Here is a 25,523-nt window from a genome sequence, read left to right as displayed (position 1 = left end):
TCGTGTGGACACGGCCGCCGGTTGGGTACCGGGAGAGCGTCAGGCAGTAGCTGCGGCTTCGCGGCCCCTGCGGGTCCGGCGATGGATCCCCGTCCGTGTGTCTGCTATTCCTGTGCGGGTCGTCCGAGCTGGCGTACGGTCCATCCGGCCATGCGCCAGGCGTCGGCGTTGAGGAGGTTGCGGAGGTCCACGAGCACGGGGTCCGCGACCAGTGGGGCCAATGCCTTGGGGTCGGCTTCGCGGAAGTGGGGCCATTCGGTGGCCAGGACGATGAGTCCGGCGTCCTTGACCGAGTCCTCCAGGTCGTCGGCGTAGTCGAGTTCGGGGTGGCGGCGCAGGGCGGTGCGTACGGCGTGGGGGTCGTGGACGGTGACGGTGGCACCGCGCCGGCGCATGAGGGCGGCGATGGCGAGCGCCGGAGATTCGCGGACGTCGTCCGTTCCGGCCTTGAAGGAGGCGCCCCAGACGGTGACGCGGACACCCTTCACCGGACGGCCGAGAGTCTGCTCGATCAAGCCCAGGGCAGCGATGGGCCGGGATTCGTTGACCTGCTCAGCAGCCCGCAGCAGGGTGGCGGCCTCGTTCGCGCCGAGGGTACGAGCGGAGGCGGTGAAGGCTCGGACGTCCTTGGGGAGGCAGCCGCCGCCGTAGCCCGGTCCGGCGTTGAGGCCGCCGCGGCCGATGCGAGGGTCGAAGCCGATGGCCTCGGCGAGTTGCTGGATGTCGGCACCTGCGGCGGCGCACATGTCGGCGACGCCATTGATGAAAGAGATCTTCATGCCGAGGTAGGCGTTGGCGGCGCCCTTGATGAGCTCGGCGGTGGCCGGATCGGTCACGAAGAGCGGGATCCCGTTCTGGAGGAGAGGTGCGTAGACCTCTCGTACAACATCTTCCGCGTACGGGGATGAGACGCCGACGACGATCCGGTCGGGGCGCAGGGTGTCCTCGATCTGTCGAGGATGTTGACGGTCAGATGCCTGATGCGCGGTTGGACGGCGTTGAGCAGCTCCTTCGGTTCCCTGGTGCGGGCGTGGGTAGGGCTGTCGAGCATGACGGTCATGGACGTTCCCTTTCTGGGAGGTATCGTGCCGTGCTGGTGACCCGCCCCAGGCTCGACCTGTCCCGGGCGTGGTACTTGGGGGCGGGGGCTGGAGACCCACCCCGCCGGAGGTTTCCGGACCTCCGACGGGGCGAGCGTCGGGGGGGCTGACGTCGAGGCGCCATGTCAGCCAGGACTTGGCGGAGCTGACCGGGTCGTAACCGGCGGGCGCAGGCCGCTTGCGGTTGTGAGCGCCGCCCTCAAAGACTTCACTGCCGCGTGCGGGTCGACATCCCGCAATCCCGTCCTAGCCATGAACAGGACGCTAGGGCGATGGAGTTGAGAGTCGCCATGGAAGTTGCGCGAAGTTGCTTGACGACCGGGTGAGGTTGCGCAAGGTTGCTGATATGGATCGACGGAACCCCATCAGAAGACGCTGACCTCGGGGAAGCTTGGGAGATCAGTCCCCATCGGAAGGACGTGATCACGGCCCGACGACTGCGTTTCAACGGCACGCGCAGCGGCGTCAACGGGTGCCCGGCTATGCACGAGGACCTCGACACGGGTGAGGTCATCATCCACGGCACGGCCCTCACCGACCCTGACGACGTCGCCCAACTCCGGCACCTGAACGAGGGCGAAGTGCCGATCGTGGTGCCACGTGAACTACTCGTCGACTTCGCTCCCAAGGAGGTCGTCCGCGTGCCGAACATCATCGGACTAGACGAGTTCGACCGGCTCTTCACGCAGTTCGAGCACACGGCGTGGCGCCTGGAGACCCGCCGCCGGTACGCGTCCGACGAGCTCACCGACACCTACGCCCAGTTCACCCGCGGCGAGCCCGTCAACTGGGAGGGAATCGACGCGGAATGGTGCGCGGAGCGCCGCGAGCAGGTCGCGCTCGGCAAGCGGTTCGAGCGTGTCCGCATCGTCGACAACCCGCCGACGGCCGGCCAGCTCTACCTGCTCGACAACGCGCGTCGCAACAGCGCCGTCGGCGAGAAGATCCTCAACCTCTGGCGCGCGGATGCCGGCCGGCTCTGCTTGCCCGCCGAAGATTTCTGGATCTTCGACTCCCGGCTGGTCGCGCTGCTCAACTTCGACGACGCCGACAACCTGGTCAACGTCGAGCTGATCACGGAGCCTGCAGCAGTACTGCGGTACGCCATGGCGCGTGACGCGGCGATGCATCATGCCAACCCGTACGAGGAGTTCGCGGCACGGTTGGCCGCGAAGGAGGACTGAGGCAGGTGCGTACCGGTGAGCACGGACTACCAGCAGGCACGAGAGGCACTCGGGGTACGGATGCGCGAGCTCCGACTCTCCACCCCTGGGGGTCGGCTCACCGGTACGGATCTCGCCCAGCAGTACGGGTGGAACAAGTCCAAGGTCAGCAGGTTGGAGAATGGCAGGCAGACTCCTACGCCCGACGACCTGCGCAAGTGGGCGGAGGCAACCAGCCAGCCCGAGGCGTACGACGAGCTGCTCGCGCGTCTCCGGGGCTTCGAGTCTCACATCCGGTCATGGCGGCGGCAGCTGGCCTCGGGGCACAAGGCCGTCCAGGACACCCACCTGAGCGCTCATACCGACGCCTCCGTGTTTCGTGGCTGGGAGTCCTCCATGATCTTTGGGATTCTCCAGACGCCGGACTACGCCCGATCGATCTTCACGAGATACGCAGAGCTACAGCGCTCGCCGCGCGACACCGAGGAAGCAGTGCGGTCCCGCATGAAGCGGCAAGAGGCGCTGTACGACTCCTCGAAGCGTTTCCACCTCATCATGTGGGAGGCCGCCCTTCATGCCTTGATCTGTCCGCCGTCCGTGCTTGCTGCCCAGCTCGACCGCCTCGGAGGAGCCGTCGGCCTGGACACCGTAGAGCTGGGGATCATTCCGATGTCCGCCTCTCTCAAGATCCCCCCGGCCACCGCCTTCTGGATCTACGACGACCGCCAGGTGATCATTGAGAACTGGCACGCGGAGTTGTGGATCGACGACGAAGCCAGCGTGGGCACCCATCTGCGGACCTGGAAGACGCTCCGGGAGTCCGCCGTGTACGGCGTTGCCGCGCAGAACCTCATCAATGCAGCGAGACGGGAGTTGAACTCACGCTGAGACCGACACGTCCGAGAAGCTGTACGACGCTCGTCACGCCTGCCTGTCTTGGATGGCGAACAGCGGCGTGCCGGACACCGTCGTCTCGGCGTGGGCCGGACACAGCGATCTGTCCTTCACGAAGCGCAACTACGTTCACCCGGACCCGCAGTCGCTCATGGCGGGCTCGGAGAAGCTGATGAAACTGCTCGACTGAGCTGCAATCAATTGGTTACGCTCGGTGATGCATGAGACTCCGTGAGACGGCAAGGCGAAAGCCCCGACCTCCATTTGGGAGAATCAGGGCTCTGACCTTGCATTTCTTTGTGCACTCGGCAGGATTCGAACCTGCAACCTTCTGATCCGTAGTCAGATGCTCTATCCGTTAAGCTACGAGTGCTTGGCGTTCCGGGCTTTTCTTCCCGGTTGGCGTTGCGGGAACAACATTACATGACCCGCGCCGTCAGGCGAAATCCGTTAACCGCACCGGTCCCACCTGCGAAAACAGTGCAGAAACGCCCGCCGGACAGCCGCCGGGAGCGACCCCCGGAACCACCGAAGCCCCCGTCCATCAGGACAGGGGCTTCGATGATCGAATGGCGGAGGCGGAGGGATTTGAACCCTCGATGGGTTTTAAGACCCAAACCGCATTAGCAGTGCGGCGCCATAGACCGGACTAGGCGACGCCTCCAGCACACTCACACCACCACAGCCGCGCGGGCGCGAGCGGTGTGTGATGCAGATGATGACACAGCCCGGTGGGGTGTCACCAATCGCTGCCCACGGTACTAGGCAGGCGGCCCGCAGAGCAAAGCCCGGCGGCCCCGGCCACCGCTCGGCCGAGCCCCCGCCGGCCGACTTCCCCCAGTCGGCTCAGTCACGGTTGCGCAACGCCACGGCCCCCGGAGCGTTAGTCATGGCGGGGCTTCCCGCCCCCCACCTCCAGGACCCCCAGGACCCCAGGAGCTCTCATGCTGCGCCGCCTCGTCCTCACCGCCAGTGCCTCCGTCGCCGCGCTCGTCGCCGCCATGCCCGTCACCGCCGCCGCAGACCCGCCGCCCCTCCGGCTGCCCGTGCCGCTGCCCCTCCCCGTCCCCCTGCTCTCCGGTCCGGACAAGCTCACCGTGACCGTCTCCGAGACCGGGCTGGCCCGGACCGACGGTACGTACGAGCTTCAGTGCGGGCCCACCGGCGGTACGCACCCCGCCGCGCAGGACGCCTGTGACCGGCTGGACGAGCTCGCGCGTGAGGGGGAGAATCCCTTCGCTCCCGTGCCCAGAACCCAGATGTGCACCCAGCAGATGGGCGGGCGCGCCACCGCGCACATCACCGGGATCTGGCGCGGGCAGCGCGTCGATGCCGCCTTCAGCCGGACCAACGGCTGTGAAATCTCCCGCTGGAAGACCATGCAGCCGGTACTGCCGAAGACCAGGTCATAGGCACGCGGCCCACGCCATACGCACACAACCTTGGTGAGAGCTCCTTCTCATCCGCCGTCCAGCCGACACCGCTGCCTTTAGACTCCCTCCAGTGACAGGCTGAACCCTGAGAGGCAAGATGGGACCGGCTGTCCGCAAATGCAGCGATACCGCGATACGAGCAATACAGCAGTGGGTCAGGGAGGAAGCGCCGTCGTGAGCAGCAGGCCATCCCGAGGCGCTGCTCGCCTCGCAGCCATACTCGACGCCCTCCCCGACGGGCTCGTGCTCGTCAATTGCAATGGCACCGTCGTCAACGCCAACGCCATCGCCCTCGAACTCTTCGAGACGCCCGGTACCGCGCTCGTCGGCCGTGGGCTGCTCGATCTCCTGCCCACCTTCGACTCGCGGCTCATCCCCGGCTCCATGCGCCGCCCCGAAGCCGCGGACGCCCAGGGCCGCACCAAGCCCGCCCGGATGATCGCCCGGCGCACCGACGGCACTGAGTTCCCCGTCGAGGTGACCAGCGCGAGCCTGGAGGACGGCCACGAGGCGTACGACTCGTACAGCGCGAGCGGATACACCGGCGACGAACTGCTGATGCTCGTCGTACGCGACCTGTCCGGCACCGTCGATACGGAAGCGGAACTGGCGCGCTCGCAGCGGCAGACCGAGATGATCCTGCGGGCCGCGGCCGAGGGCGTCGTCGGTACGGACACCGACGGGCGGGTCGTGCTCGTCAATCCGGCCGCCGCGCAGATCCTCGGGTTCCGCGCCAGCGACCTCGGCGGGCAGGAGCTGCACCCGCTCGTCCTGCACTCGCGCGGGGACGGCGAGCCCTTCTCGTACGAGGAGTCACCGCTCGCCGACACGCTCCGGTCCGGCCGCAAGCACCGGGTGCGCGGGCAGGTCCTGTGGGCGAAGGACGGCTCGCAGGTGGCCGTCGATCTGACGACCGCGCCCGTACGCGACGGGGATCAGCTCGTCGGCGCGGTGATGACCTTCACCGACCGGCGTCCGTACGAGGAACTCGCCGAGCAGCACGCCGCCCAGCTGGCGGAGACCACCGAGCGCCTCACCGCCGAGACGGAAAAGGCGGCCGAGCAGTACGCGGCGGAGATCGCCGACAAGACGGAGCGGTACGCGGCCGAGATCGAGCAGCTCGACGAGCGCTACGAGGAGCTGCTCGCCCGGCACGCCCAGCTGACCGCCGTACTCGGCGAGTCGCTGCGCGGGCCGCTGGAGGAGCTGCGCGCCGAACTGGGCACGCTGGCCGCCGACCCGGCCGGGCAGCTGTGGCCCGAGGCCAACCAGATCCTCCACCATCTGGCCGCCGGGTATGCCCGGATGACGACGCTTGTCGACAATGTGCTGGGCTTCCAGCGGCTCGACACCGGTGCGGAGGGCCTGAACAGGGCCAAGGTGCTGCTCGACGCGGTCGTGGCGGCCGGGGTCGACGGCGCGATCGAGCTGATCGGACCGGGGCGGGCACAATTCGCGGTGCACGCGCCGCCCATAGAGGCCGAGGTCGACGGGGTGCGGCTGGCGACGGCGCTCGCGCACCTGGTCGCTGACGTGGCCGGGGTCGACTCGACCGGCAAGGCCCGGGTGGTGCAGGGCGGCGGATACGTCGACTCGACGGTCGTGGTCGCGGCGGCGCAGCGCGGCGATGTCGTACGGATCGAGGTGCGCGGGCCGTTCGCCGGGGGTGACCCGGTGCACGAGCCGATCGTGCGCGGGATCGTACGGGCGCACGGCGGTGTGCTGCAGACGCACGAGGTGCCGGGGATGAGCGGCAGCGCGTACGTCCTGGAGGTGCCGCTCGGCGAAGGCGCGGGGACGGTGCCGGTGCCGGCGCCCGCTCCGGTGACGGAATCGGTGGCGGACCCGGCGACGGGTCCTCAGGTGTCGAGCGAACTGGCGCTGCCGGGGCAGCAGACTTCCGGCGGTGGCGTCGTCGTCAGCGGCGGGCGGCGGCGCGCGCGGCGGGGGCGGCCCTCGTCCACGGATGCCTTCCTGGAGAGCCCTGTGCCCGCGGAGGACCCGGTGGCGGCGCAGCCGCCGACCGGGCGACGCCGGGCCCAGGCGGAAGCGGCGGCCGAGCCCCAGCAGCGGGCACTGATGCCCTCGGCGCGTGATGCGGGCATTCCGGCCCAGGCTTCCGGCGTCTCGGCTGAGCTCGTCCTGCCCGGGTCCGAAGGCGGGTCCGGGTCCGGACCCGGGGGCGACGGCAGTGGCGGGACCGGGCGGCGGCGAGGGCGGCCGAGCCCCGCCGAGCAGTCCGCGGCGGCCGGTACGGGGACCCTCGAACCCACCGGTGGCTCGGTGGTGACGGCCGCCGAGGGCGCGGCCTCGACCGGACGGGCGGCGCTCGGCCAGACGGTGCCGCCGCAGGGCGTGCCCGTCGACGCGCAGGGTGTGGGTCCGGGTCCGGCCGGGCGACGTGCGCGGCGGGAGGCGGAGGGCGGCATGCCCGAGCTGACCGCCGTCCCTTCGGCGCCCTCCTCGGCTTCTTCTGCTTCTTCTGCTCCCTCAGGATCCGTGGGCGGACGGCGGGCCAGGCGCGCGCTGGCGCCCGCGCCACCCGCCGAGGTTGAGGGCAGCCGGAGCCGGTTCGCGCTGCCGCCCGCCGAGGCCGACCGGGTCCCGCCGGTTTCGCCTGTCGCGCCTGTCGCACCTGTCGCGTCGCCCGCCGGTGCGGCCGATGCCTCGCTTGCGGGCCGCCACGACCTCGTACGTACAGAACCGGGCTCCACCGAGGACCACACGCCGCCGCAGCCGCATCCCCTGCCCACCGGCCGCCGCCGCGCCCGCAACGAGCCACAGCCACAGCCACAGCCACAGCCACAGCCTGCCTGGCCGCAGAGCGGCACCCCGGGTGTCCCGAGTGGCTGGGACACCATGGCCGACGACGACTCGACCGGGCAGCACACGGCCACGGACGACGAAGCCGCCACGCCCACGCCCGCGCCCGTTCCCGCCCAGAACACCGGCTCCGTACCGCTCCCGCTGCCCCTTCCCGCTCAGGTGCCGCGCGCCGCCCAGCCCCTGCCCGCCGAGGCGCCGGTCCCCGCGGACGCCACGCAGGGGCGGGCGTTCAGCGTGCGCACGCTCGGCCAGGGCATGCCGTTCTCGCAGCAGATGGCCCAGCAGCAGAGCCAGACCGTCACCGCCGGCCGCCGCCGCAAACTGGCCACGCCCCCCGAGGGCGAGCGGCCCGACCCCACCGCCCGTCCGCACCCCCAGCCCCAGACGCAGACACAGACACAGACGCAGCCCCCGCGGCTACCCGCCCCCGCCGCCCCACAGGCCGAGGGCCGGTCGTACGCCATCGGCGCGCCCGACGAGGGCGCGGAGGGCCCCCAGCCGCTGGACGGCCCGGGTGGCGCGGTCGAGGTGGCCAACAAGCCGCAGCCGCGCCCCGTGGACGACGAACTGCCCCCGGAGCCGCTGGACAACCCGCGCAGGCTGCTCGTCTGGCCCGCGCCCGACCTCTCCACCCAGCAGGCGCTGAGCGCCCGCGGCTACCGTCCGGTGGTCGTGCACTCGCGCGAGGAGGTCGACGCGCAGATCGCGGCCTTCCCCGCGGCGCTCTTCGTCGACCCGCTGACCGGCCCGATCACGCGGACCGCGCTCCAGTCCCTGCGCCAGGCAGCGGTGGCCGCGGAGGTTCCCGTACTGGTGACGGCGGGCCTGGGGCAGGCGACGCGGGAGGCCGCGTACGGGGCGGATCCCGCCATCCTGCTCAAGGCGCTGGCCCCGCGCGACAGCGAGCAGCACCCGTCGCGGGTGCTGCTGATCGAGGAGCACGAGGAGATCGCGCTCGCGCTGACGGCCACGCTGGAGCGGCGCGGCATGCAGGTCGCCCGCGCGGGCGCGGACTCGGACGCGGTCACGCTCGCGACGCAGATGCGGCCGAACCTGGTGGTGATGGACCTGATGCAGGTACGCCGCCGACGCGCCGGGATCATCGACTGGCTGCGCGCGAACGGCCGGCTGAACCGCACCCCGCTCGTCGTCTACACCTCGGAGGGCCTCGACCCGGCGGAACTGCCGCGGCTCTCGTCCGGCGAGACGGTGCTTTTCCTCGCGGAACGCTCCACCAGCAGCGATGTCCAGACCCGTATCGTCGACCTGCTCGCGAAAATCGGCACCAATTAAAGAAGGGCGGCGGCCGTCGTGGCCGCCGCCTGCCCCCGGCCGGCTCCGCCTACAGCTGCGTGACGTCCAGCTCGCCTGCCGCGTACTGCCTGCGGAGCACCTTCTTGTCGAACTTGCCCACGCTCGTCTTGGGCACCGCCGGGATCACTGCCCACCGCTCCGGCAGCTGCCACTTGGCGACCTTGTCGGCGAGGAAGGCCCTCAGCGTCTCGTAGTCCGCGGTCGCGCCCTCCTTCAGCACCACCGTCGCCAGCGGACGCTCACCCCACTTCTCGTCCGGGACGGCGACGACCGCCGCCTCCGCGACGTCCGGGTGCCCCATCAGCGCGTTCTCCAGCTCAACGCTGGAAATCCACTCGCCGCCCGACTTGATGACGTCCTTCGCGCGGTCGGTCAGCGTGAGATAGCCGTCGAGGCTGATGACGCCGACGTCGCCCGTCTTCAGCCAGCCGTCCTCGCTGAACTTGTCCTCGGGCTTGAAGTCCTCGCTGCCCGCGCCGCCGTAGTACGCGCCCGCGATCCAGTTGCCGCGTACCTCCAGCTCACCCGCGGTGTCGCTGCCCCACGGCAGGATCTCGCCGCCGGGACCGGCCAGCCTGGCCTCGACGCCCGCCGGGAAGCGGCCCTGGGAGACGCGGTACGGCCACTCCTCCTCCGCCGTCAGACCCGACGGCGGGTGGGCCATCGTGCCGAGCGGGGAGGTCTCCGTCATGCCCCAGGCGTGGCACAGCCGTACACCCAGCTTGTCGTACGCCTCCATCAGCGCGGGCGGGCAGGCCGAGCCGCCGATGGTGACCTGCTTCATGGAGCTGAGGTCCCTGGGGTTCGCGGCCACCTCGGCCAGCAGGCCCTGCCAGATGGTGGGGACGGCCGCGGCGTGTGAGGGCTTCTCGCGCTCGATCATGTCGGCGAGTGGCGCGGGCTGGAGGAAACGGTCGGGCATCAGCATGTTGATGCCGGTCATGAACGTCGCGTGCGGCAGTCCCCACGCGTTGACGTGGAACTGCGGGACCACGACGAGCGTCGTGTCGCGATCGCTCAGCCCCATCGACTCGGCCATGTTGACCTGCATGGAGTGCAGGTAGATGGAGCGGTGGGAGAAGCTGACGCCCTTGGGGTGGCCGGTGGTGCCGGAGGTGTAACACATGGCGGCGGCGGTGCGCTCGTCCAGCTCGGGCCAGTCGTACGTGGTCGGGCGGTCGGCGATCAGTTCCTCGTACTCATGCACCAGCGGCTGCGCTTCGGCGAGAAGGGCGCGGTCGCCGGGGCCGGTTACGACGATGTGTTCGACCGTCGGCAGGTGCGGGAGCAGCGGCGCGAGCAGCGGCAGCAGCGAGCCGTTGACGATGACGACGCGGTCGGCGGCGTGGTTGACGATCCACACCAGCTGCTCCACGGGCAGGCGGGGGTTGAGCGTGTGCAGCACGGCCCCCATGGAGGGGATCGCGAAGTACGCCTCGACGTGCTCGGCGTTGTTGAACATCAGGGTCGCTACGCGCTGGTCGCCGACGACTCCGAGTTCGTCGCGCAGGGCATTGGCCAGCCTGGTCGCCCGCTCGCCGACTTCGGCGAAACTGCGGCGGTGCGGCTCCGCCTCCCCGGTCCAGGTGGTGATCTGTGACTTTCCGTGGATCGTCATCCCGTGATGAAGGATGCGGGTCACAGTCAGCGGTACGTCCTGCATGGTGCTCAGCACGGCGTCCTCCCGGTGGGCGCTAGCGCTACGTGGCAGTAATGGCTGCCCAGATTCTGCTCACATACCGCGTGGTATGTCACTAGCCGGGGACAGGGAATCGCCACGCCTGTCAGCATGTGTGCGGCGTGTGTGCGCTCATGTGCCGTCGTGTGGTGTTCAGCTGCTGCTCGGTGGTGGTGTTCAGCTGCCGTTCAGCGGTGGTGTCCAGCGGTCGTGTTCAGCGCACGGGCAAGAGCTCCGGGTCCTCGCGGAGCTTGCCCAGCGCCCGCGACACCGCGCTCTTGACGGTGCCGATCGACACGCCGAGCACCTCGGCCGTCTGAGCCTCGCTCAGATCCTCGTAGTACCGCAGCACGACCATCGCCCGCTGCCGGTCCGGCAGCTTCAGCACGGCGCGCCACATCGCGTCGTGCAGCACCTGCTGCTCGGCGGGGTCGGCCGCGGGCAGGCTCTCGCGCTCGGGCAGCTCCTCGCAGGTGAACTCGTCGACCTTGCGCTTGCGCCACTGCGACGTCCGGGTGTTCAGCAGGGCGCGGCGCACATAGCCGTCGAGCGCCCGGTGGTCCTCGATCCGGTCCCACGCGACGTACGTCTTCGTGAGCGCGGTCTGCAGCAGATCCTCGGCGTCGCTCGGATTCGCGGTGAGGGAGCGTGCGGTACGCAGCAGCACGGGCCCCCGCGCCCGTACGTACGACGAAAAGGACGAATAGGGCGCATACGGGCTGTACGACGCCACCGGCGCGGCGGCCTTCGAAGCGCTTGTGCAGACTGGCGTGGTCATGGGTCCACGCTAGGAGCGGGCACTACTGTCGCGGATCGCCCCCAGGTCCCGAAGCCTTGTCCGCCTCAGGTTGTACGGGTGGTGCTGACTCCACCTCCTGAAGGTGGAGACGACCCTCAGGGTTTCCTCTCCACGACCGAGGGTTCTCCCTCAGCCGTCCGCACCCAGGATCAGCCCGGAAGTCGGAACTCCGGTGCCGGCGGTGACCAGAACTCTGGCCGCGCCCGGTACCTGGTTCACGGAGGCGGAGCGCAGCTGTCTGACCGCCTCCGCGATGCCATTCATCCCGTGCAGATACGCCTCACCGAGCTGACCGCCGTGCGTGTTCAGCGGCAGCGCGTCCGCCGCCACGAATCCGGCCGCCTCGCCCGGCTCGCAGAACCCGAATTCCTCCAGCTGCATCAGTACGAACGGAGTGAAGTGGTCGTAGATGATCCCGACGTCGATGTCGCCGGGGGCGAGACCGGAGGTCCGCCAGAGCTGCCGCGCGACCACGCCCACCTCCGGCAGGCCGGTGAGGTCGTCGCGGTAGAAGCTGGTCATCTGCTCCTGCGCCCGGCCCGCGCCCTGTGCGGCGGCGACGATGGCCGCGGGCGGCTGTGGCAGATCGCGGGCCCGTTCGATGCCGGTGACGACGATGGCCTGACCGCCGTCCGTCTCCTGGCAGCAGTCCAGCAGCCGCAGCGGCTCGACGATCCAGCGCGAGGCGGCGTGGTCGGCGAGGGTGATCGGCTGCCCGTAGAAGTACGCGGCGGGGTTGTTCGCGGCGTGGCGGCGGTCGGTGACGGCGACATGGCCGAAGGCCTCGGGCGTGAGCCCGTACGTGTGCAGATAGCGCTGGGCGGCCATGGCGACCCAGGAGGCGGGGGTGAGCAGCCCGGAGGGCAGGTTCCAGCCGAGCGCCGCGCCCTCGGCGGACGGCTCCCGGTGCCGCACTCCGGAGCCGAAGCGCCGACCGGACCGCTCGTTGAACGCCCGGTAGCAGACGACGACGTCGGCGATGCCGGAGGCGACGGCGAGGGCGGCCTGCTGCACGGTGGCGCAGGCCGCGCCGCCGCCGTAGTGGATCCGGGAGAAGAAGGACAGCTCACCGATGCCGGCCGCCTGGGCGACGGTGATCTCGGGGCTGGTGTCCATGGTGAAGGTGACCAGGCCGTCGACATCGGCGGGGGAGAGGCCCGCGTCGGCGAGAGCGGCGTGCACCGCCTCGACGGCCAGTTTGAGTTCGCTGCGCCCCGAGTCCTTGGAGAACTCGGTCGCTCCGATGCCCACGACGGCTGCCCGGCCGCCGATGCTCATGCGTCGTCCCCAGGGAGGATGACGGTCACCGTGCCGGTGACGTGGTTGCCGATCCCGTTGACTCCGACGATCCGCACTTCTGCCTCGCCTCCCTCAGCCTCGGCCTCGGCCTCGACGGAGACGACGGTGCCGCTCAGCACCATCGTGTCTCCCGGGTAGTTGGGCGCGCCCAGTCGGATGGCGACCTTGCGGAGTACGGCACGCTCGCCGAGGCAGTCGGTGATGTACCGGCCGACCAGGCCGTTGGTGGTCAGGATGTTCATAAAGATGTCCGGGGATCCTTTCTCCTTCGCGAGTTCGGCGTCGTGGTGTACGTCCTGGTAGTCGCGGGAGGCGACGGCTCCGGCGACGATCAGGGTGCGGGTGACGGGGATGGTGAGCGGCGGGAGTTCGTCTCCGGCTTTCACGCGCGTGCTCCTTCGTGCGCGGGCCTGAAGACCGGAAGTTCCCACTCCGCGTTCCCCTCGTTCGCCTCGCTCTCCTCGTCCTCATCGCCCGCTCGCATGAATTCAAGCTGTACGGGCATCCCGATCCGCACCTTGTCGTACGGCACGCCGACCACGTTGCTGACCATCCGTACGCCTTCCGCCAGCTCGATCAGCCCCACCGCGTACGGCGGGTCGAAAGCCGGGAACGGCGGATGGTGCATCACGACATACGAGTAGACGGTCCCCGCGCCGCTCGCCTCGACCGTGTCCCACTCGGGCGATCCGCACGCATTGCACCCGGGCAGCCAGGGGAAGCGCAGCGTCCCGCATCCCGCGCACCGCTGGATCAGCAGCCTGTGCTCGGCCACGCCCTCCCAGAACCCGGCGTTGTCCCTGTTGATCACCGGTCGTGGCCGCGCCACCCGCCGCTTGTGCTCCGGCCGCGCGACCGGCGCGTACTTGAGGATCCGGAAGCGGTGCGTGCCCGCGAGCTCGCCGCCCGCTCTGATGTCCATCCGCGTCGTGACGAAGTGGCCCGAACCCAGCTTGGTCGTCTTGCGCGGCGACACCGACTCGATCACCGCGTCGAAGGTGACCCGGTCTCCCGGCCGCAGGGCCCGGAAGTACTCCTGCTCGCAGTCGGTCGCGACCACCGAAGTGCATCCCGCCCCGTCCAGCAGGGCGAAGAGCTCGTCCTGCGCCGATTGCCGGTCCGACCGGTCCGACCGGCCCGTATGGCCCGTATGGCCCGTATGGCCCGAAAGACCGCCCATCGTCCACGCCTGCAGCATCGTCGCCGGCGCTATCGCGTCCGGCCCGGTGTAGGCGGGGTTGGCGTCCCCCATCGCCTCGCACCAGTGCCTGATCATCGGCTCGTTGACCAGGTCCTTGCCGACGCCCGAGACGACGGCTGCGCGCCCCTCGAACGCCGCCAGCCGCGCGTACAGCTCATTCGAGCCGTCAGGCACGTCATCCACCCCTCCCCGTCCTACCGGATCGAGTTTCTGACTCTCCGTCAGTTCAACTCTCCCTGTCAAGGTCGCCGCCCGCGCCAGGGCAAGGCAACACACCCTCTTCCCTTATTCGAACGCTCGTACGAAAATGGGCCCATGGCCACCACAGCCCGGCAGACCGCCACCCTGGCCCTCGCCCACGCTCTCTCCGCCGCGGAGCGCGGGCTCCCCGTCATCCCCCTGTCCCCCACCAAGCTCCCCGCCCTGCGCTCCCCCCACCGAGGCGACCCCGAGCCGGTCCTGTGCCGCGGCGAGTGCGGGCTCCCGGGCCACGGCGTGTACGACGCCACCACCGACCCCGCTGCCGTACGGGCCCTCTTCGCTGCCGCGCCCTGGGCCACCGGTTACGGCATTGCCTGCGGTCGGCCCCCGCACCATCTGATCGGCATCGACCTCGACACCAAGTACTCGGCCGGTACCGATACCGATACCGACGCCGGGACCGGGACCGGGGTGGACTCGGTGTCGGCCCTCCAGCACCTCGCCCTGCGGCATCTGTTCACGATCCCGGAGACGGTCACGGTCCTCACCCCCAGCGGCGGTCGCCACCTCTGGCTGACCGGCCCGCCCGACGTCGTCGTGCCGAACTCCGCGAGCCGGCTCGCGCCCGGCATCGACGTACGCGGCGCGGGCGGCTATCTCGTGGGCCCGGGCTCGGTCTCGGCCCACGGCGCGTACCGCCTCGCCCCCGGCACGGCCGAACTGTCACCGGCCCCCTGCCCCCGCGCGCTCCTCCGCCTGCTGACGCCGGCCCGCCCACACCAACACACCACACCGGCCCGCGCGCCGCAGGCCCAGGGAGAGGGCCTGGTCCATTTCGTACGGGCGGCCCACGAGGGCCAGCGCAACACGCGGCTGTTCTGGGCGGCCTGCCGCGCGTACGAAAACGGCTTCGGCGAGGCACTCGCGGACGCCCTCACCGCAGCAGCGGTCCGGGCGGGCCTCACCGAACGCGAGGCGCGCGCGACGATCGCCTCGGCCGAGCGGCTGACGTCGGGCCGCCGCCACTGACATCGAGGGCCGGGGCGCCTTCACCGCCGGATGAGCTTCGCGATCTCGCACGCGTCCCAGGTCCCCGCCGTGCCGGGGCAAGCGGCTACATAGCTCGCGATCGTGTCCACGTCCCACGCACCGGCCTCAAGCAGACCGGTGGCGAGGTGCCGGACGTACTCGGCCGACGGGCTGTTCCACGCCACGTCGTTCAAACTCCAAGGGGCCGTGAAGGTGAGGACGGGGACGCCGTCCATGGCCCCGGGGCAAACGAGCGTTTCATAACGGCCGTCGCCGAGTGACGACCGACCACTGTGGAGAGCCTCGGTCAGGTCGAGGTCGCTCCCCGGCTCCCGGTACATCTCCTGGGCCGCGATGTCTGAGAACTGCTCAGCGGTGACCAGGTGCGCCCGCGCCAGCACCCGCCCTGGGGCGGCCGGATCGTAGAAGGCCCTTCCCCCGGTCCAGACTTGCGACTCCGTGGCGAAGTACAGCGCGCCCTCGACCTCAACGGCGACGGACTTCGCCGGCGCACGACGATCGCGGCATCCGGGGTACGTCCTCGCCGCGCCGGGCGGACGGCCCCCCGCGATATAGAACGTCAGCCGGTCGAGGTGCATGTTCGAGCCGTAGGACGTGTACCAGACCTGCTGCGGCGTAGCGCCGTCGAACTGTGCCTTCTCGATGACGCGTGTGCTGCCCATGGCCTGCTGGAGCCCCGCAAGTGGTGCGCATGCGGCCATTTGCCGGCCGGTACGTCGGTACGTCGTAGCGGATACCGTGCCGGTCTCCGGGGAGGATCGCCAGCATGACGCGCGGACGGGGCGTGGCGTGGCTGCGGGCAGGGCGAACGCGGAAGGGGTGCCCTCTCGGTTCGGGGCACCCCTTCTGACCAGCGTCTACGCTGAGTTGTGCGCGGTGGGTGTGGGATTTGAACCCACGGTGACATCGCTGCCACGACGGTTTTCAAGACCGTTCCCTTAGGCCGCTCGGGCAACCCACCCATGCCCCGGCCGACCTGCGGCAGAAGCTGTTACAGGGTACCCGCAGCCGCCTCTCCGAGGGGCCCTTGGTCCGTCCCTGGTCCGTGAATCCCGGAAACGGCCGTCCGGCCCCGGGCCGAGTCGCGTAGGACAGGCCAATGCCAGGCCGCTGAGTCGTCGCCCGCACGGTGCGCCGGAGGAAGCAGAAGATCGCGTTCTGGGTGGCTGTCGCCCTTCACGCTGCCCTGTACGCCGAGGTCCACCCGAGCCGCCTCATGGAACTCGTTGATCTCCCGAAAGACGATCCGGTTCCGCTCGCGCCACTCCTCCAAGGTGCCCACAACCTTGCCCGCGGCCTGCCAGTCGACCTGAAGGGCCGCCGCATTCATTTGGTGGGCTGCCTCTACAACCTCGTCCCCGGCGAGCAGCATGATCCGCTCGAAGGCGCGCCCACGGAGCCGGCCACCTCCGCCAGCTCCGCGATCATTTCCCTCTCGGGTGTCTCGCTCTCGCGAAGCCCACGGCTTTCACACCTACCGCCTGGCCAACGACTACGCCGCCGAGACCTACCCGGCGGCCTTGCGCCGCTCTCCCCGTGTGCCTGTCCGCTGTCGGACACCGGTCATCGAGGAGAGCGACCTGATCTTCTCCCGGGTCGACGCCGAGACGCTGCCTTGAAGAGCACGTTTTTGAACCCGTCGTCAGACGGTGACTGACTTACCGAAGAGCGCTGGATATATCCCATAGCTATCCCTTGCGAATCGCACTGGTGAAGACGGCGAAGTCGTCCGGGAAGTGTCTGCGAGAGGTGTGGTGTACGCGCCTCCGCCCGAAGGGTGGAGGCGCGTCGGGGTGAGCTGCCCGATCACCTCATGGCCTCGCCAAGTTCGGTGATGGCTCCGGCGCTGTGTCTCTGCAGACAGGGATCACGGCGCCGACGGCCGCAGCATGTCTTGTTTGAGCAGCCAGAACAGATGGTCAGTTATCCGGGCACTCGGCTGGCCGGTGCGGTCGCCGATGGTGTCGGCCAGCTTGTCGAGCGCGAGAGGGCCGGTCTCCACGGCGACGGACAGGGCCGTCTTGAGGAGATCGAGGTGGAGCACACCCATCGCAGTGACATACGCGGGGAGGGGAAGCTCGCCAACCCGTGCCGCCCTACCAAATGGGGTGGTTGCCACCGTGGTGCCGCCATCCAGTTTCCGGGTCGGGTAGTGGGCGAATACCGCCTTGTGATCAATCGTACTGTGGTCGCCCCGCTTCGGCGCGGTCCCTGGAGTTCGGTCCGCGATGCGTGTTAATGCGTCCCACAGATTTTCGTGCGCACTGATCACCTGGGGCCAGGAGTAGTGGGCAAGGGCTCGGCGGCGCGAGGCATCGGCCATCTGAGCCCGTAGCCCTTCATGCTCGATCAGTGTTTGTATCGCGCTGCGCAGCGCCTGTGGATCGACCACTGTGGACTGTGCCAGCAGCAGGTGTTCGGGTAGGGCGGAGCAGTCGTAGAGACCCTGCCGAGCGAATGCTTCGCCGCTGGCCGAGCTCCAGTAGGTCGGCACAAGGAAGCCGGTCTGACCGTGCACCACGCTGTCGCGGTAGCCGTTCCAGTCCGACACGACCTGTGGGAGCCCGCACGCCATGGCTTCGATCACGGTGATGCCGAAGGTTTCCTGCACGTTGTCCACCGGGGAGACGAAGATGTCAGCAGCGGCGTAGAACTGCTGCCGGTCCGCTAGACGTACGGGCTCGATGACCCGCACGCGGTCGGCAATGCCGAGCTGTGTGGCCCAGTCGCGCAGCGTTTTGCCCCAGGGGGGCGGCCCGCCTCCGGCGAGGAGAAGGATGAGCTCGCGATCTGGATTGTCGGCGACGAGTTGCCGGAAAGCGGTGACGAGCGGAAGCAGATCCGCTTTGTCGCCGAAGGAGAAACGGCCGAGCCACAGCGTCACGAACGCGTCCGGCGGCACACCCAGGGCGGTCCGGGCTGCCTCCCGCCCGCCAGGGCGCAGGGCTTCGGTGTCCACTCCCAGTGGGATGACATCAAGGCGGCCACGAAAACGGAGATCGGTGCCATGGCGGGTCCGAAGGTTGTCCGCCACAGCCTCCAGGAGATTACGTGCGGCCTGTTGTGCGCTCTTGCTGGTGCAGATCACCGCGTCGCACGGGGCGGTGTCGGCGAGCAGCAGGCGCAGCGCCCACTCGTGCGCCATTTCCGGGTAGCTCAGTACGTGCGGTGTGGCAGTGATCGGATAGCGGCGTGCCGCGTATCGTCCGCGCAGTTTCACTGCGGTGGCCAGGTCGCCCTCGGAGTCGTGCCAGACCCTGAACGGGTGGCTGGCGAAGTTCTTCACCAGTTCGGAGAACTCGGCGACGGCGAGGTCGATCCCTGGCCGCGTCCGGATGTCGCGCAGTCGTGAGCGCGCCGCCGTGGCCCGGTCGTGGAAGACGTAGTAGCGGCCGGGCGAACCGTGGCGGAGCAGGGCCGACCAGAATGCGTTGATCGCGACTCCCGCGCCGTAGACGGCCTCCTGTGGAGGGGCGTCAGGGGCGGAGAGCGGGTCGTCGTGGAGGTAGGTGGCCAGTCGAGCGGAGGGTGTCACGATAGGTGCTCCTGTCCGGCTGCTTCGACTGACCGCAGAGTCAGTTCCAGAATTGCCGCGGAATAGAACGGCAATTCGTCCCCCGGCCCTCCGTCCGCCCACTGTTGGTAGCCGGAGGAAAGGACGCGCGGGTCGATGAGACGGGTGTCGGCGAGCAGGGAATTCTTGAACAGGTCGGTCAGCAGGGGGCGTGAGGGGCCACGGAGGGCAGCGGCCATGACCGGAGAGAAGTCATCCTCCCCGTCAGGACGACTGATGCTGGGGAAGCCCAGCCGGGTGAGCAGGTCGCGCTGCACGGTTCGTCCGGACCGCCATTGGCCGGGCAGTCGTTGACACAGCCGGAAGAGCTCTGGTGTGCACAACGGGTGGACCGGCCAAATACCGTGACGCAGATAGAGCGCCGAGCCGGAAGTCACCGACTCCACGGCGGACTCCGCGACGTGCCCCTGGGGGGCCGGGTCAAAGGCGGACACCTGATCGGCCATTGCATCGTGGAGCATCTCCTTGGCGGTGTGGGAGAGGTGCTGTGGAATGGGGGCGTACTCCGGGGACGTGCTCGTGGGACCGTTCTCCGGGTCGGCGAGACCATCGTGAGGATGCGGCGTGCACAGCTCGTCACCGCCGAAGCCGGTGAAGAGAGAACGGACGCCGTCGGCGGCAGCGGTGGCGAAGAGGGCGCTGACCGACTCGTGGTAGCACTCCTCCCAGGGGACAACTCCTCGCGCAAGGGCCCGGGCGCCCACCGGCGAGAGCGGCGGATCAGCCTCCAGGGGGCGGGTGGCATCCGCCAGACCGAACCGGTCGATCAACTCCGCACGCCGGACCTGCTGCCTGGCCCTCTGGGCACCCGGCATGGTGAGCCCGTAGGTACGCAGCGGTTGACCGGTCAGGGTCGCCGCACAGGCCATGACCACAGAGGAGTCGAGCCCGCCGCTCAACTCACCGGCGGCCCAGTCGCCGTCGGCAGCACCGCCAGGCCCGACCCAGCGCTTCATGGATGCGCCGAGCGTCTTCCAGAAGGCGCCGGCGACGTCACCGTCCGGCGCTATACGGCCGATGCGGGGCAGGTCGACCGGTGGCGGGTAAGCGATGTGCAGAGCCTGCGCACGGTTGTCACTCGCCGGCCAGGTGCTGTGTGAGCCGGCGGTCAGCAGCCGCATGTCACGCAGGAGAGTGCGCTGCGAGTACGGGGTGTCGAGCCGGGCGAGAAACACCGCGGCGCGCAGTGGGTCCAGGCAGTCCTGGCCGAGCAAGTGGTACAGACGGCTCGGATCCCAGTCGGCATGCAGTTCCTCGCCCTGGGCGACGGCGTAAAGAGAGCCGGTACCCCACGGTCCTGCGTGTACGGCGAGTGTGCCCGACGAGCCCCCTTCGGCACCGGCGCGGATCACAACGGTGACTGATTGCAACGGCCACGCCAAGGCCGCGGCCAGTTCCCTGTCCCATGCCGGCGCGGAAGAGGCATCATCTCCCGGAGAGGGGAGAGAAGTCGTCGCCAGGGCACCGGCGCAACGCTCTCGGACCGTCAGGAAAAACCTGCCGCGCCCCCCGAATGCCACCTCCTCCAGCGAAGGATGACGTAGGGGGGCCACATAGCTGCGGCCGGACGACCATCCGTGAGCGGTCGGTCGCCATACGCGCTCCAGATCACTGCGCTGCACACGGAAGCGGAGCACTCGTCCGCGATCTACTCTTCGCTGGTCTTCTTCCGCTGCCTGTCCCTGGCTCCTGCCGCTTTGCCGCGGAGCACCCGGTAAGCCGCGACTTCGCGTGGCTGTGCCCCACCGGACGAACCCGGTTCCTCTGCCTCGAACAGGCTCTCAGCAACACGGATCAGCTCGTCGGTGGCGTCCGCAAGCCCAGCCGACGGCATCGTTGTGCCCTTGTCGTCCATTTTCACTCCATCCCCTCAGGGGTTCACCCCAGAAAGGCTCCGGCCCTGAGGTCGTCAGTCAAAAGTTTCAATTCGGTCAGAACGTTTCGGGGTGCCCGTCTGCGTGTTGATCACGCACAGTGCATCCGCGTGTCCGCTCCTGCCGGAGGGGAAACCGAATATCGCTCTGCCCCCGGCCCATGCGGAAACGGCCCTGGCGCCCTCACGCGCCCCCGTCCGGCTCGAAGAGCCGCTACCTGGAACCGCGTGAGGACGGGGGAGCGAAGATCATTGAGCGGGAGAGTAATCCGCTCGGTGGCTTGTGGTTCGGGTCGTAGGGCCCGGGAGCAATGTCGACCTGTGCGTCGGAATAGAAACCCACGGTGTGGTCGTACTGGATGGTGACGCTACGGGACAGCCCCGCCTTCCCCAGCACGTAGCTGGCGTCCATTCCTCGGTAACAGTGTCCGCCGTACCAGTCGTTGTTGAGGGTCATCAGCGAGCCGCTGAGGGTGGCCTGATAGGTGACTCGGAATTGCGCGGTGCCTAGATTGGACCAGAGGTATGCAGTGTCTTTGGAGTGTGCAGGCACGTCGTCGTACGCTCCTGCGCTGGTGCCTACCGTAATGTCCTGGGTGTTGGTGGTCGTTTCCCCCCATTCCTTGGTGAAGCTGAAATTAAGTTCTCTGGAGACGTCGCCGACCTCTTTGATACCGACTCCGAAGCTGAGTGTGGTACCGGCGCCGATCGTTGTGCTTGTCGACACGCTGTGGCTGACGCTTTCAGTTTTCTGCGTGGCCATGTCCGCGTTGAAGGTAACGGTGTGGTCGGCTTCATTGTCCCACTCCACGTCGTACGCGATCACAGGCTTCGTGTTGACTCCAACGAATTCAGCCTGTGTGGGGTAGAGGCTGACGGTGACCGGTTGCCAATCGAAGACATCGTAGGCGCTGTCATAGCTGTGATCACCCGGGTTGGGGTGGGGTTTGGTGGGATTGTGCAGGAACCATTGATCCGGCGATTCTCCGATTATCGACCCACAAGCTCGCTGGATCCTTCCCCAGTCGTCAAAGCCGAACGCCTTCTTCTCCTGATCGGTGATCGTGTGAATTTCCTCCCCCACCGCCGTCGCGTAGCACTTTCGGGGGTCTTTGCTGGCTGTGAGTTGCACGTCGAAAGTGGCCATGGCTATTCCCGATCTGTTGAGTGATGGATCGAACGGTACCGGCGGTACCGGATTCGCCGTTCCGTATTGACTCAGCCCTATGCCACCAATGCGTGGCCCGGATTACCCATTACTCACCCATCGGCCTCACTGGCCGAAAAGAAACTGCCCGATGCCCCAGCTTCTCGATTAGTCAGCTCAATCGGTCAGACGCATCACGAGCGCCTCAAGTGTCTACTGAACGCGAGACCGGCAACAATGCTCATATTGGTCGTTCATCGACCAGATAAAGCCATCGAAAGATCGTTGAATCGCAGTCCCTGCACCGGGCCGCTCACCTGCGCTGTTCAGGGCGGGCTACCTGCCGTCACACCAGGCGAGTGGACGGCCACGCGTCCAGCGTGCGCCGGAGGTCCCGGGGTACGGCTCCGGCTGACTACGACTTCGGTGCCATCAACCGCGGCGCTGTTCCATGTCCGCGAAGTACATCTGCAACAGCTCCTGACGTGCAGCGGTACGAGGGCGTCGGCAGCCGTTCCCCGCTGCTCACCGCCACCCGCATCACGTCTTCCAGCGCGCCGACCAGCTTCGCCGCCAGGACCCGCAGATCTTCCGGCAACGCCTCCCGTTCGCCGAGGGCCCGTTCGGCGTCCTTCAGAAGTTCGGCGCTCATGCCCAGCTGCACCGACTCCATGTTGTCGGCGAGCCGGGAAATGTAGCTGTCGTCGTCAGTGCTCAGGCGTCGATGCCGCTGATCGAGTCCGGTCGACGGGGCGTGGGCACTGCTATGTCGTTTCGCCGGCGTTCGCGACCATGCGGACGAGAGTGTCGACGAGTTCGTCCGCGGTGGTGCGCAATTTGTCTTTGTCGAGGTGGCCGCTGAGCTCCATGTCCGCGATGCCGTGGGCGCTGGTGAGCAGCAGGGCGCCGTAGTGCCGTGCGTTCCGCTCCCCGACGAGGTCGGCGACGATGGCCAGGAACTCGTCCTGGAAGCGTCCGGCCGCGCGGATGCGGTCTGCGGCCGGGTCGCCAGCCGGTCCGCACAGCTGACGCCGGACGCGATCGAGTCCTTCACCAAGTTCTTCAGGGCGGTGTCCGCGGCGCCTGAACAGCATTTGGTACAGGTGCGGCTGGTCCCGGCCGACGCCGAGGAGAGTGCGGAGGGCGTCACGCAGCTTGTCGGGGGCCGACAGGGCCGGATCGGTCCGCAGGGCGTGGACCTGGTCGGCGATCCGTTCCCAGCTCTCGGTCACGACGGCGGTCAGCAGGCTGTCCTTGCCAGTGAAGTGCCGGTACGGCGCTCCCCGGCTCACGCCTGCCCGCGCGCCCACCTCGCGCAAGGTGACGGCTTCAGGGCCGCCGAGGTCGAGGAGGTCGGCGGCTGCGTCGAGCAGAGCGCGGCGGGTGACGGCGGCGGATTCCGCACGAGTGACCATGGCGCCCATCATACAGTTGACATTGTCATCTGTTAATCTTCAGAAGATGACAACGTCAACTGAAACCCAGAAGCTGATCGTCGTAACCGGAGCCTCCACGGGCATGGGCGCGTCAGCCGCCCGCGAACTGGCCCGCCGGGGATTCCACGTCCTGGCCGGCGTACGACGCGACCGTGACGCCGACGCCATCCGATCAACCGGCATCGAACCGGTCATCCTCGACATCACCAAGCCCGAGCAGGTGGAGGCACTCGCCGCACGGGTCGCCGACGACTCGCGCGCACTGCACGCACTCGTCAACAACGCCGGCATCCAGGTGAACGCCCCGGTCGAAGCCCTGCCAATGGCCGAGTGGCGGCGGGTCTTCGAAGTCAACCTGTTCGGGCACATCGCCGTCACCCAGGCGCTCCTGCCCGCACTGCTGCGCAGCAAGGGCCGCGTGATCAACATCAGCTCGGTCGGCGGCAAGTACGCCATGGCTACATATGGCGCGTACGCCGGCGCGAAGTTCGCCCTGGAAGCAGTCAGTGACTCGCTCCGCCGGGAGGTCGCGCCGCTGGGCGTACAGGTCGTCGTGGTCGAGCCCGGCGGCGTCCGCACGGAGATCGCGGCCCGCGGGATCGCGACGGCGAACGACCTGGCCGCCAAGATGACACCGGAGCAGGATGAGCGCTACGGCAGCCTGGTCCAGGCGAACAACAAGTTGATGGCCTCGGGTACTGCATCGGGCCTGACCGCCGACGCCGCCGCCCAGGTCATCGCGAAGGCCGTGACGACCCGCAGACCGCGCACCCGCTACACCGCCGGCCGGGATGCCGCCCTGATCATGCGCCTGGGCCCGATCCTGTCCGACCGCACACTCGATCGCATCCTCGCCGCCAACCTGCGCCGCCACTACCCGAAGGGAGCCACAGCATGACCCGGGCACGTTCCACCAGCTTCGCCCAAGCCGCGTCCGCCTTCCAGCGGGCGAAGCGTTCGTAGACGGTCTGCCACGGGCCATACCGCTCGGGCAGGTCACGCCAGGGCACCCCGGTCCGCAACCGCCACAGCACGCCGTTGACCACCTGCCGGTGATCCGCAATGACCGCCCTCACCGGTGTCATCAGCCGGTTCTGATCCGCTGACGTGCCTCCGTGCGGGCCCAACTCCACCAGGGGGCCCGTGCGGAGGACCGGACAGCCCGGCCCGACCCCCGCACACCAGGAGGACCCAATGACCGCCCTTACGAACGGACTTGGTGCCGCACCCGAGGCATACGCGAACGCTCCTCTGATCATCACCGAAATCGGCTGGCTCACCGAACACGCGCCACGCGGCCGTTCGGTCAGGAACCGCACCGTGAGTTCTGGCTTCGCAAGGCCGCTGTCCTTGACCGCATCGCACTCGGCGAGGAGGACACCTTCGCCCCGGCGATCGCCGCGGACGCGGTGGCAGCCGATGCCGCGCTGCAGCTGATCGAGCACGACATGGCGCACAACGGGCTCAGTCGCAGGGGGGGCCGAACTGGCCACCGGCGACGACCACCGCGCGTACGTCCGCCAGGAATACCAGGACTGGAATCGCGCTCAGCGGCTCTGATGTCGCCCGGGGCAGTGGTCGACGGGTCAACGCAGCCCACTGCCCCGGCACTCCCATCCCAACCAAGAAACAGGAGGTGCGTCCAGCATGCACCACAGCACCACAGCACCACCCGCTGTCGCTCAGCGGGTGTCCGCAGGGTCCTCGTACATAACCGCGAGGCCGCCCTGTGAACACCGAGTGCGACAGCAACCCCCCTGTACATCACGGCGGATCGGACAATATCGACTCGGCTGTGCCGAACGACTTGGAGGCAGAGAGGGCAGCCCTCGGCTCCATAGCTCCTGTCGTGCGACGCGATCAGTCAGGTGACCGCGATCCTCACTGCGGAGGACTACTACCGGCCGGCTCACGCCACCATTCACGTCTCGATCACCGCCATGAACGGGTCGGGCCTCCCCGTCGATCCCATCACGCTCGCCTCCCACCTCCGTGACGCGGGAGACCTGGAGCGCGTTGGCGGAGCCAGCTACCTTCACCTCCTCGTCCAGGCCACGCCCACCGCCGCGAATGGCCCGTACTACGCCGAGATCGTCTCCAAGCTCGCTCAGCAGCGACGGCTCATCGAGACCGGCACCCGCCTGATCACACAGGGCCGTCTGAGCACCTCCGGCAGCGAGCAGATCGCTGCCCGAGCCGCCGCGGAACTGGCCACCATCCTTACTACGGACCGGTGGCCGGACCCGATCCCGCTCGGCACCCATGCCGCGCTCCCCGTGTTCCCCGTCTCGGCCCTGACACCGTGGCTCGCAGAGCACGTCGCCGCCGTGGCCGAGTTCACCCAGACCCCGCCGGACCTGGCCGCCACGATGGCACTCGCCGCCGTGGCCACCGCCGCCGGCGGTCGCGTGAACGTGGAAATCCGCCCCGGCTGGCGCGAGCAGGCAAACCTCTACCTCGTCTGCGCCATGCCCCCGGAGCTGGGCAGTCTCAACGACTCCTACCGCAGAGGGCCGATCCAGGGCGCTTCGGCTT

20 protein-coding genes, 3 tRNA genes and 3 pseudogenes are annotated in these 25,523 nt (G+C 68.8%); 9 read left to right on the top strand and 17 right to left on the bottom strand.

Translation table 11 applies throughout. From position 1 onward, the window contains the following. Positions 1–104: 104 nt before the first annotated feature. A complete protein-coding gene (locus ACIHCQ_RS03360; RefSeq protein ID WP_399657286.1) occupies positions 105–1,160 on the bottom strand; it encodes a UDP-glucose dehydrogenase family protein in 1,056 nt (351 codons plus the stop codon). 422 nt (positions 1,161–1,582) lie between these two features. On the opposite strand from ACIHCQ_RS03360, the gene ACIHCQ_RS03355 reads away from it, so the two are divergent. The 3 genes from ACIHCQ_RS03355 to ACIHCQ_RS03345 are packed head-to-tail and all read left to right on the top strand — an operon-like array spanning position 1,583 to position 3,347. Beyond that, positions 1,583–2,284 (top strand): DUF6879 family protein, encoded by a 702-nt coding sequence (locus ACIHCQ_RS03355; RefSeq protein ID WP_399657624.1) that lies wholly within the window; start codon positions 1,583–1,585, stop codon positions 2,282–2,284. Positions 2,285–2,299: 15 nt separating this feature from the next. After that, a complete protein-coding gene (locus ACIHCQ_RS03350) occupies positions 2,300–3,151 on the top strand; it encodes a helix-turn-helix domain-containing protein (RefSeq protein WP_399657284.1) in 852 nt (283 codons plus the stop codon). Between the two features lie 19 nt (positions 3,152–3,170). Then, a complete protein-coding gene (locus ACIHCQ_RS03345; RefSeq protein WP_399657621.1) occupies positions 3,171–3,347 on the top strand; it encodes a tyrosine-type recombinase/integrase in 177 nt (58 codons plus the stop codon). Between the two features lie 110 nt (positions 3,348–3,457). Here the strand turns inward: ACIHCQ_RS03345 and ACIHCQ_RS03340 are convergent. Both ACIHCQ_RS03340 and ACIHCQ_RS03335 read right to left on the bottom strand, forming a co-directional pair. After that, positions 3,458–3,530, bottom strand: a tRNA-Arg gene (locus ACIHCQ_RS03340). A gap of 197 nt (positions 3,531–3,727) precedes the next feature. Next, a tRNA-Ser gene (locus ACIHCQ_RS03335) sits at positions 3,728–3,821 on the bottom strand. 280 nt (positions 3,822–4,101) lie between these two features. Between ACIHCQ_RS03335 and ACIHCQ_RS03330 the strand changes: the two genes are divergently transcribed. Together ACIHCQ_RS03330 and ACIHCQ_RS03325 are read left to right on the top strand one after the other, a co-directional pair. After that, the gene (locus tag ACIHCQ_RS03330) at positions 4,102–4,569 is read left to right on the top strand and encodes an SSI family serine proteinase inhibitor (RefSeq protein ID WP_399657282.1); all 468 of its coding nucleotides are present in this window, start codon (positions 4,102–4,104) and stop codon (positions 4,567–4,569) included. A gap of 195 nt (positions 4,570–4,764) precedes the next feature. After that, the gene (locus tag ACIHCQ_RS03325) at positions 4,765–8,709 is read left to right on the top strand and encodes a PAS domain-containing protein (RefSeq protein WP_399657280.1); all 3,945 of its coding nucleotides are present in this window, start codon (positions 4,765–4,767) and stop codon (positions 8,707–8,709) included. A 49-nt stretch (positions 8,710–8,758) separates the two neighbouring features. Here ACIHCQ_RS03325 and ACIHCQ_RS03320 read toward each other — a convergent pair whose 3' ends face one another. The 5 genes from ACIHCQ_RS03320 to ACIHCQ_RS03300 all read right to left on the bottom strand — a co-directional run bounded on the left by ACIHCQ_RS03320 (position 8,759) and on the right by ACIHCQ_RS03300 (position 13,890). Next, the gene (locus tag ACIHCQ_RS03320; RefSeq protein ID WP_399657277.1) at positions 8,759–10,405 is read right to left on the bottom strand and encodes a long-chain fatty acid--CoA ligase; all 1,647 of its coding nucleotides are present in this window, start codon (positions 10,403–10,405) and stop codon (positions 8,759–8,761) included. Positions 10,406–10,622: 217 nt separating this feature from the next. Further along, on the bottom strand, positions 10,623–11,186 hold the full coding sequence (locus ACIHCQ_RS03315; protein WP_399657275.1) for a SigE family RNA polymerase sigma factor: 564 nt from the start codon (positions 11,184–11,186) through the stop codon (positions 10,623–10,625). Positions 11,187–11,336: 150 nt separating this feature from the next. Beyond that, the gene (locus ACIHCQ_RS03310; protein ID WP_399657273.1) at positions 11,337–12,485 is read right to left on the bottom strand and encodes a lipid-transfer protein; all 1,149 of its coding nucleotides are present in this window, start codon (positions 12,483–12,485) and stop codon (positions 11,337–11,339) included. After that, positions 12,482–12,892 (bottom strand): MaoC family dehydratase, encoded by a 411-nt coding sequence (locus tag ACIHCQ_RS03305; protein ID WP_399657271.1) that lies wholly within the window; start codon positions 12,890–12,892, stop codon positions 12,482–12,484. The genes ACIHCQ_RS03310 and ACIHCQ_RS03305 overlap by 4 nt, the downstream gene beginning before the upstream one ends. Then, positions 12,889–13,890, bottom strand: a complete 1,002-nt coding sequence (locus ACIHCQ_RS03300; protein ID WP_399657269.1) for a bifunctional MaoC family dehydratase N-terminal/OB-fold nucleic acid binding domain-containing protein — start codon at positions 13,888–13,890, stop codon at positions 12,889–12,891. Before ACIHCQ_RS03300 ends, ACIHCQ_RS03305 begins: the two co-directional genes overlap by 4 nt. A 132-nt stretch (positions 13,891–14,022) precedes the next feature. On the opposite strand from ACIHCQ_RS03300, the gene ACIHCQ_RS03295 reads away from it, so the two are divergent. Further along, complete coding sequence (locus ACIHCQ_RS03295; protein WP_399657267.1) at positions 14,023–14,937, top strand: bifunctional DNA primase/polymerase; 915 nt, start codon at positions 14,023–14,025, stop codon at positions 14,935–14,937. Positions 14,938–14,957: 20 nt separating this feature from the next. Here the strand turns inward: ACIHCQ_RS03295 and ACIHCQ_RS03290 are convergent, their stop codons facing one another. Further along, on the bottom strand, positions 14,958–15,620 hold the full coding sequence (locus ACIHCQ_RS03290; RefSeq protein WP_399657619.1) for a histone deacetylase: 663 nt from the start codon (positions 15,618–15,620) through the stop codon (positions 14,958–14,960). 212 nt (positions 15,621–15,832) lie between these two features. Continuing rightward, a tRNA-Ser gene (locus tag ACIHCQ_RS03285) sits at positions 15,833–15,919 on the bottom strand. Positions 15,920–16,415: 496 nt separating this feature from the next. On the opposite strand from ACIHCQ_RS03285, the pseudogene ACIHCQ_RS03280 reads away from it, so the two are divergent. Next, a pseudogene (locus tag ACIHCQ_RS03280) lies at positions 16,416–16,577 on the top strand (FkbM family methyltransferase); the annotation flags it as partial. Between the two features lie 248 nt (positions 16,578–16,825). Here the strand turns inward: ACIHCQ_RS03280 and ACIHCQ_RS03275 are convergent. From ACIHCQ_RS03275 to ACIHCQ_RS03250, 6 genes are all read right to left on the bottom strand, one after another. Then, positions 16,826–18,493 (bottom strand): glycosyltransferase family 4 protein, encoded by a 1,668-nt coding sequence (locus ACIHCQ_RS03275; RefSeq protein WP_399657265.1) that lies wholly within the window; start codon positions 18,491–18,493, stop codon positions 16,826–16,828. Next, a complete protein-coding gene (locus tag ACIHCQ_RS03270; protein WP_399657263.1) occupies positions 18,490–19,884 on the bottom strand; it encodes an asparagine synthase-related protein in 1,395 nt (464 codons plus the stop codon). Before ACIHCQ_RS03270 ends, ACIHCQ_RS03275 begins: the two co-directional genes overlap by 4 nt. A 296-nt stretch (positions 19,885–20,180) precedes the next feature. Beyond that, positions 20,181–20,387, bottom strand: coding sequence for a hypothetical protein (locus tag ACIHCQ_RS03265; protein ID WP_399657261.1), 207 nt, complete (start codon positions 20,385–20,387; stop codon positions 20,181–20,183). 232 nt (positions 20,388–20,619) lie between these two features. Continuing rightward, complete coding sequence (locus ACIHCQ_RS03260) at positions 20,620–21,552, bottom strand: hypothetical protein (protein WP_399657259.1); 933 nt, start codon at positions 21,550–21,552, stop codon at positions 20,620–20,622. A gap of 415 nt (positions 21,553–21,967) precedes the next feature. Further along, complete coding sequence (locus ACIHCQ_RS03255) at positions 21,968–22,204, bottom strand: hypothetical protein (protein ID WP_399657257.1); 237 nt, start codon at positions 22,202–22,204, stop codon at positions 21,968–21,970. A gap of 112 nt (positions 22,205–22,316) precedes the next feature. Beyond that, positions 22,317–22,967 carry a TetR/AcrR family transcriptional regulator gene (locus ACIHCQ_RS03250; RefSeq protein ID WP_399657255.1) on the bottom strand — a complete coding sequence of 217 codons (651 nt, stop codon included), beginning with the start codon at positions 22,965–22,967 and terminating at the stop codon, positions 22,317–22,319. Between the two features lie 46 nt (positions 22,968–23,013). On the opposite strand from ACIHCQ_RS03250, the gene ACIHCQ_RS03245 reads away from it, so the two are divergent. Further along, a complete protein-coding gene (locus ACIHCQ_RS03245; RefSeq protein WP_399657253.1) occupies positions 23,014–23,886 on the top strand; it encodes an SDR family oxidoreductase in 873 nt (290 codons plus the stop codon). Between the two features lie 13 nt (positions 23,887–23,899). Here the strand turns inward: ACIHCQ_RS03245 and ACIHCQ_RS03240 are convergent. Then, positions 23,900–24,073, bottom strand: a pseudogene (locus tag ACIHCQ_RS03240) (transposase); the annotation flags it as partial. A gap of 759 nt (positions 24,074–24,832) precedes the next feature. Here ACIHCQ_RS03240 and ACIHCQ_RS03235 point away from each other — a divergent pair. After that, positions 24,833–25,453, top strand: a pseudogene (locus tag ACIHCQ_RS03235) (DnaB-like helicase N-terminal domain-containing protein); the annotation flags it as partial. Positions 25,454–25,523: the final 70 nt, after the last annotated feature.

Origin of the sequence: Streptomyces sp. NPDC052236, assembly GCF_044548015.1 — a bacterium.
GTDB lineage: Bacteria > Actinomycetota > Actinomycetes > Streptomycetales > Streptomycetaceae > Streptomyces.
This window is presented reverse-complemented; position numbering and strand designations above follow the sequence as displayed.

What these genes read in the sequence shown, in the direction of transcription:
- ACIHCQ_RS03355 (WP_399657624.1), top strand. Translation starts at nt 1,583, where the DNA reads ATGCACGAGGACCTCGACACGGGTGAGGTCATCATCCACGGCACGGCC.
- ACIHCQ_RS03330 (WP_399657282.1), top strand. Translation starts at nt 4,102, where the DNA reads ATGCTGCGCCGCCTCGTCCTCACCGCCAGTGCCTCCGTCGCCGCGCTC.
- ACIHCQ_RS03315 (WP_399657275.1), bottom strand. Translation starts at nt 11,186, where the DNA reads ATGACCACGCCAGTCTGCACAAGCGCTTCGAAGGCCGCCGCGCCGGTG.
- ACIHCQ_RS03310 (WP_399657273.1), bottom strand. Translation starts at nt 12,485, where the DNA reads ATGAGCATCGGCGGCCGGGCAGCCGTCGTGGGCATCGGAGCGACCGAG.
- ACIHCQ_RS03295 (WP_399657267.1), top strand. Translation starts at nt 14,023, where the DNA reads ATGGCCACCACAGCCCGGCAGACCGCCACCCTGGCCCTCGCCCACGCT.
- ACIHCQ_RS03290 (WP_399657619.1), bottom strand. Translation starts at nt 15,620, where the DNA reads ATGGGCAGCACACGCGTCATCGAGAAGGCACAGTTCGACGGCGCTACG.
- ACIHCQ_RS03265 (WP_399657261.1), bottom strand. Translation starts at nt 20,387, where the DNA reads ATGGACGACAAGGGCACAACGATGCCGTCGGCTGGGCTTGCGGACGCC.
- ACIHCQ_RS03260 (WP_399657259.1), bottom strand. Translation starts at nt 21,552, where the DNA reads ATGGCCACTTTCGACGTGCAACTCACAGCCAGCAAAGACCCCCGAAAG.
- ACIHCQ_RS03255 (WP_399657257.1), bottom strand. Translation starts at nt 22,204, where the DNA reads ATGAGCGCCGAACTTCTGAAGGACGCCGAACGGGCCCTCGGCGAACGG.
- ACIHCQ_RS03250 (WP_399657255.1), bottom strand. Translation starts at nt 22,967, where the DNA reads ATGGTCACTCGTGCGGAATCCGCCGCCGTCACCCGCCGCGCTCTGCTC.
- ACIHCQ_RS03245 (WP_399657253.1), top strand. Translation starts at nt 23,014, where the DNA reads ATGACAACGTCAACTGAAACCCAGAAGCTGATCGTCGTAACCGGAGCC.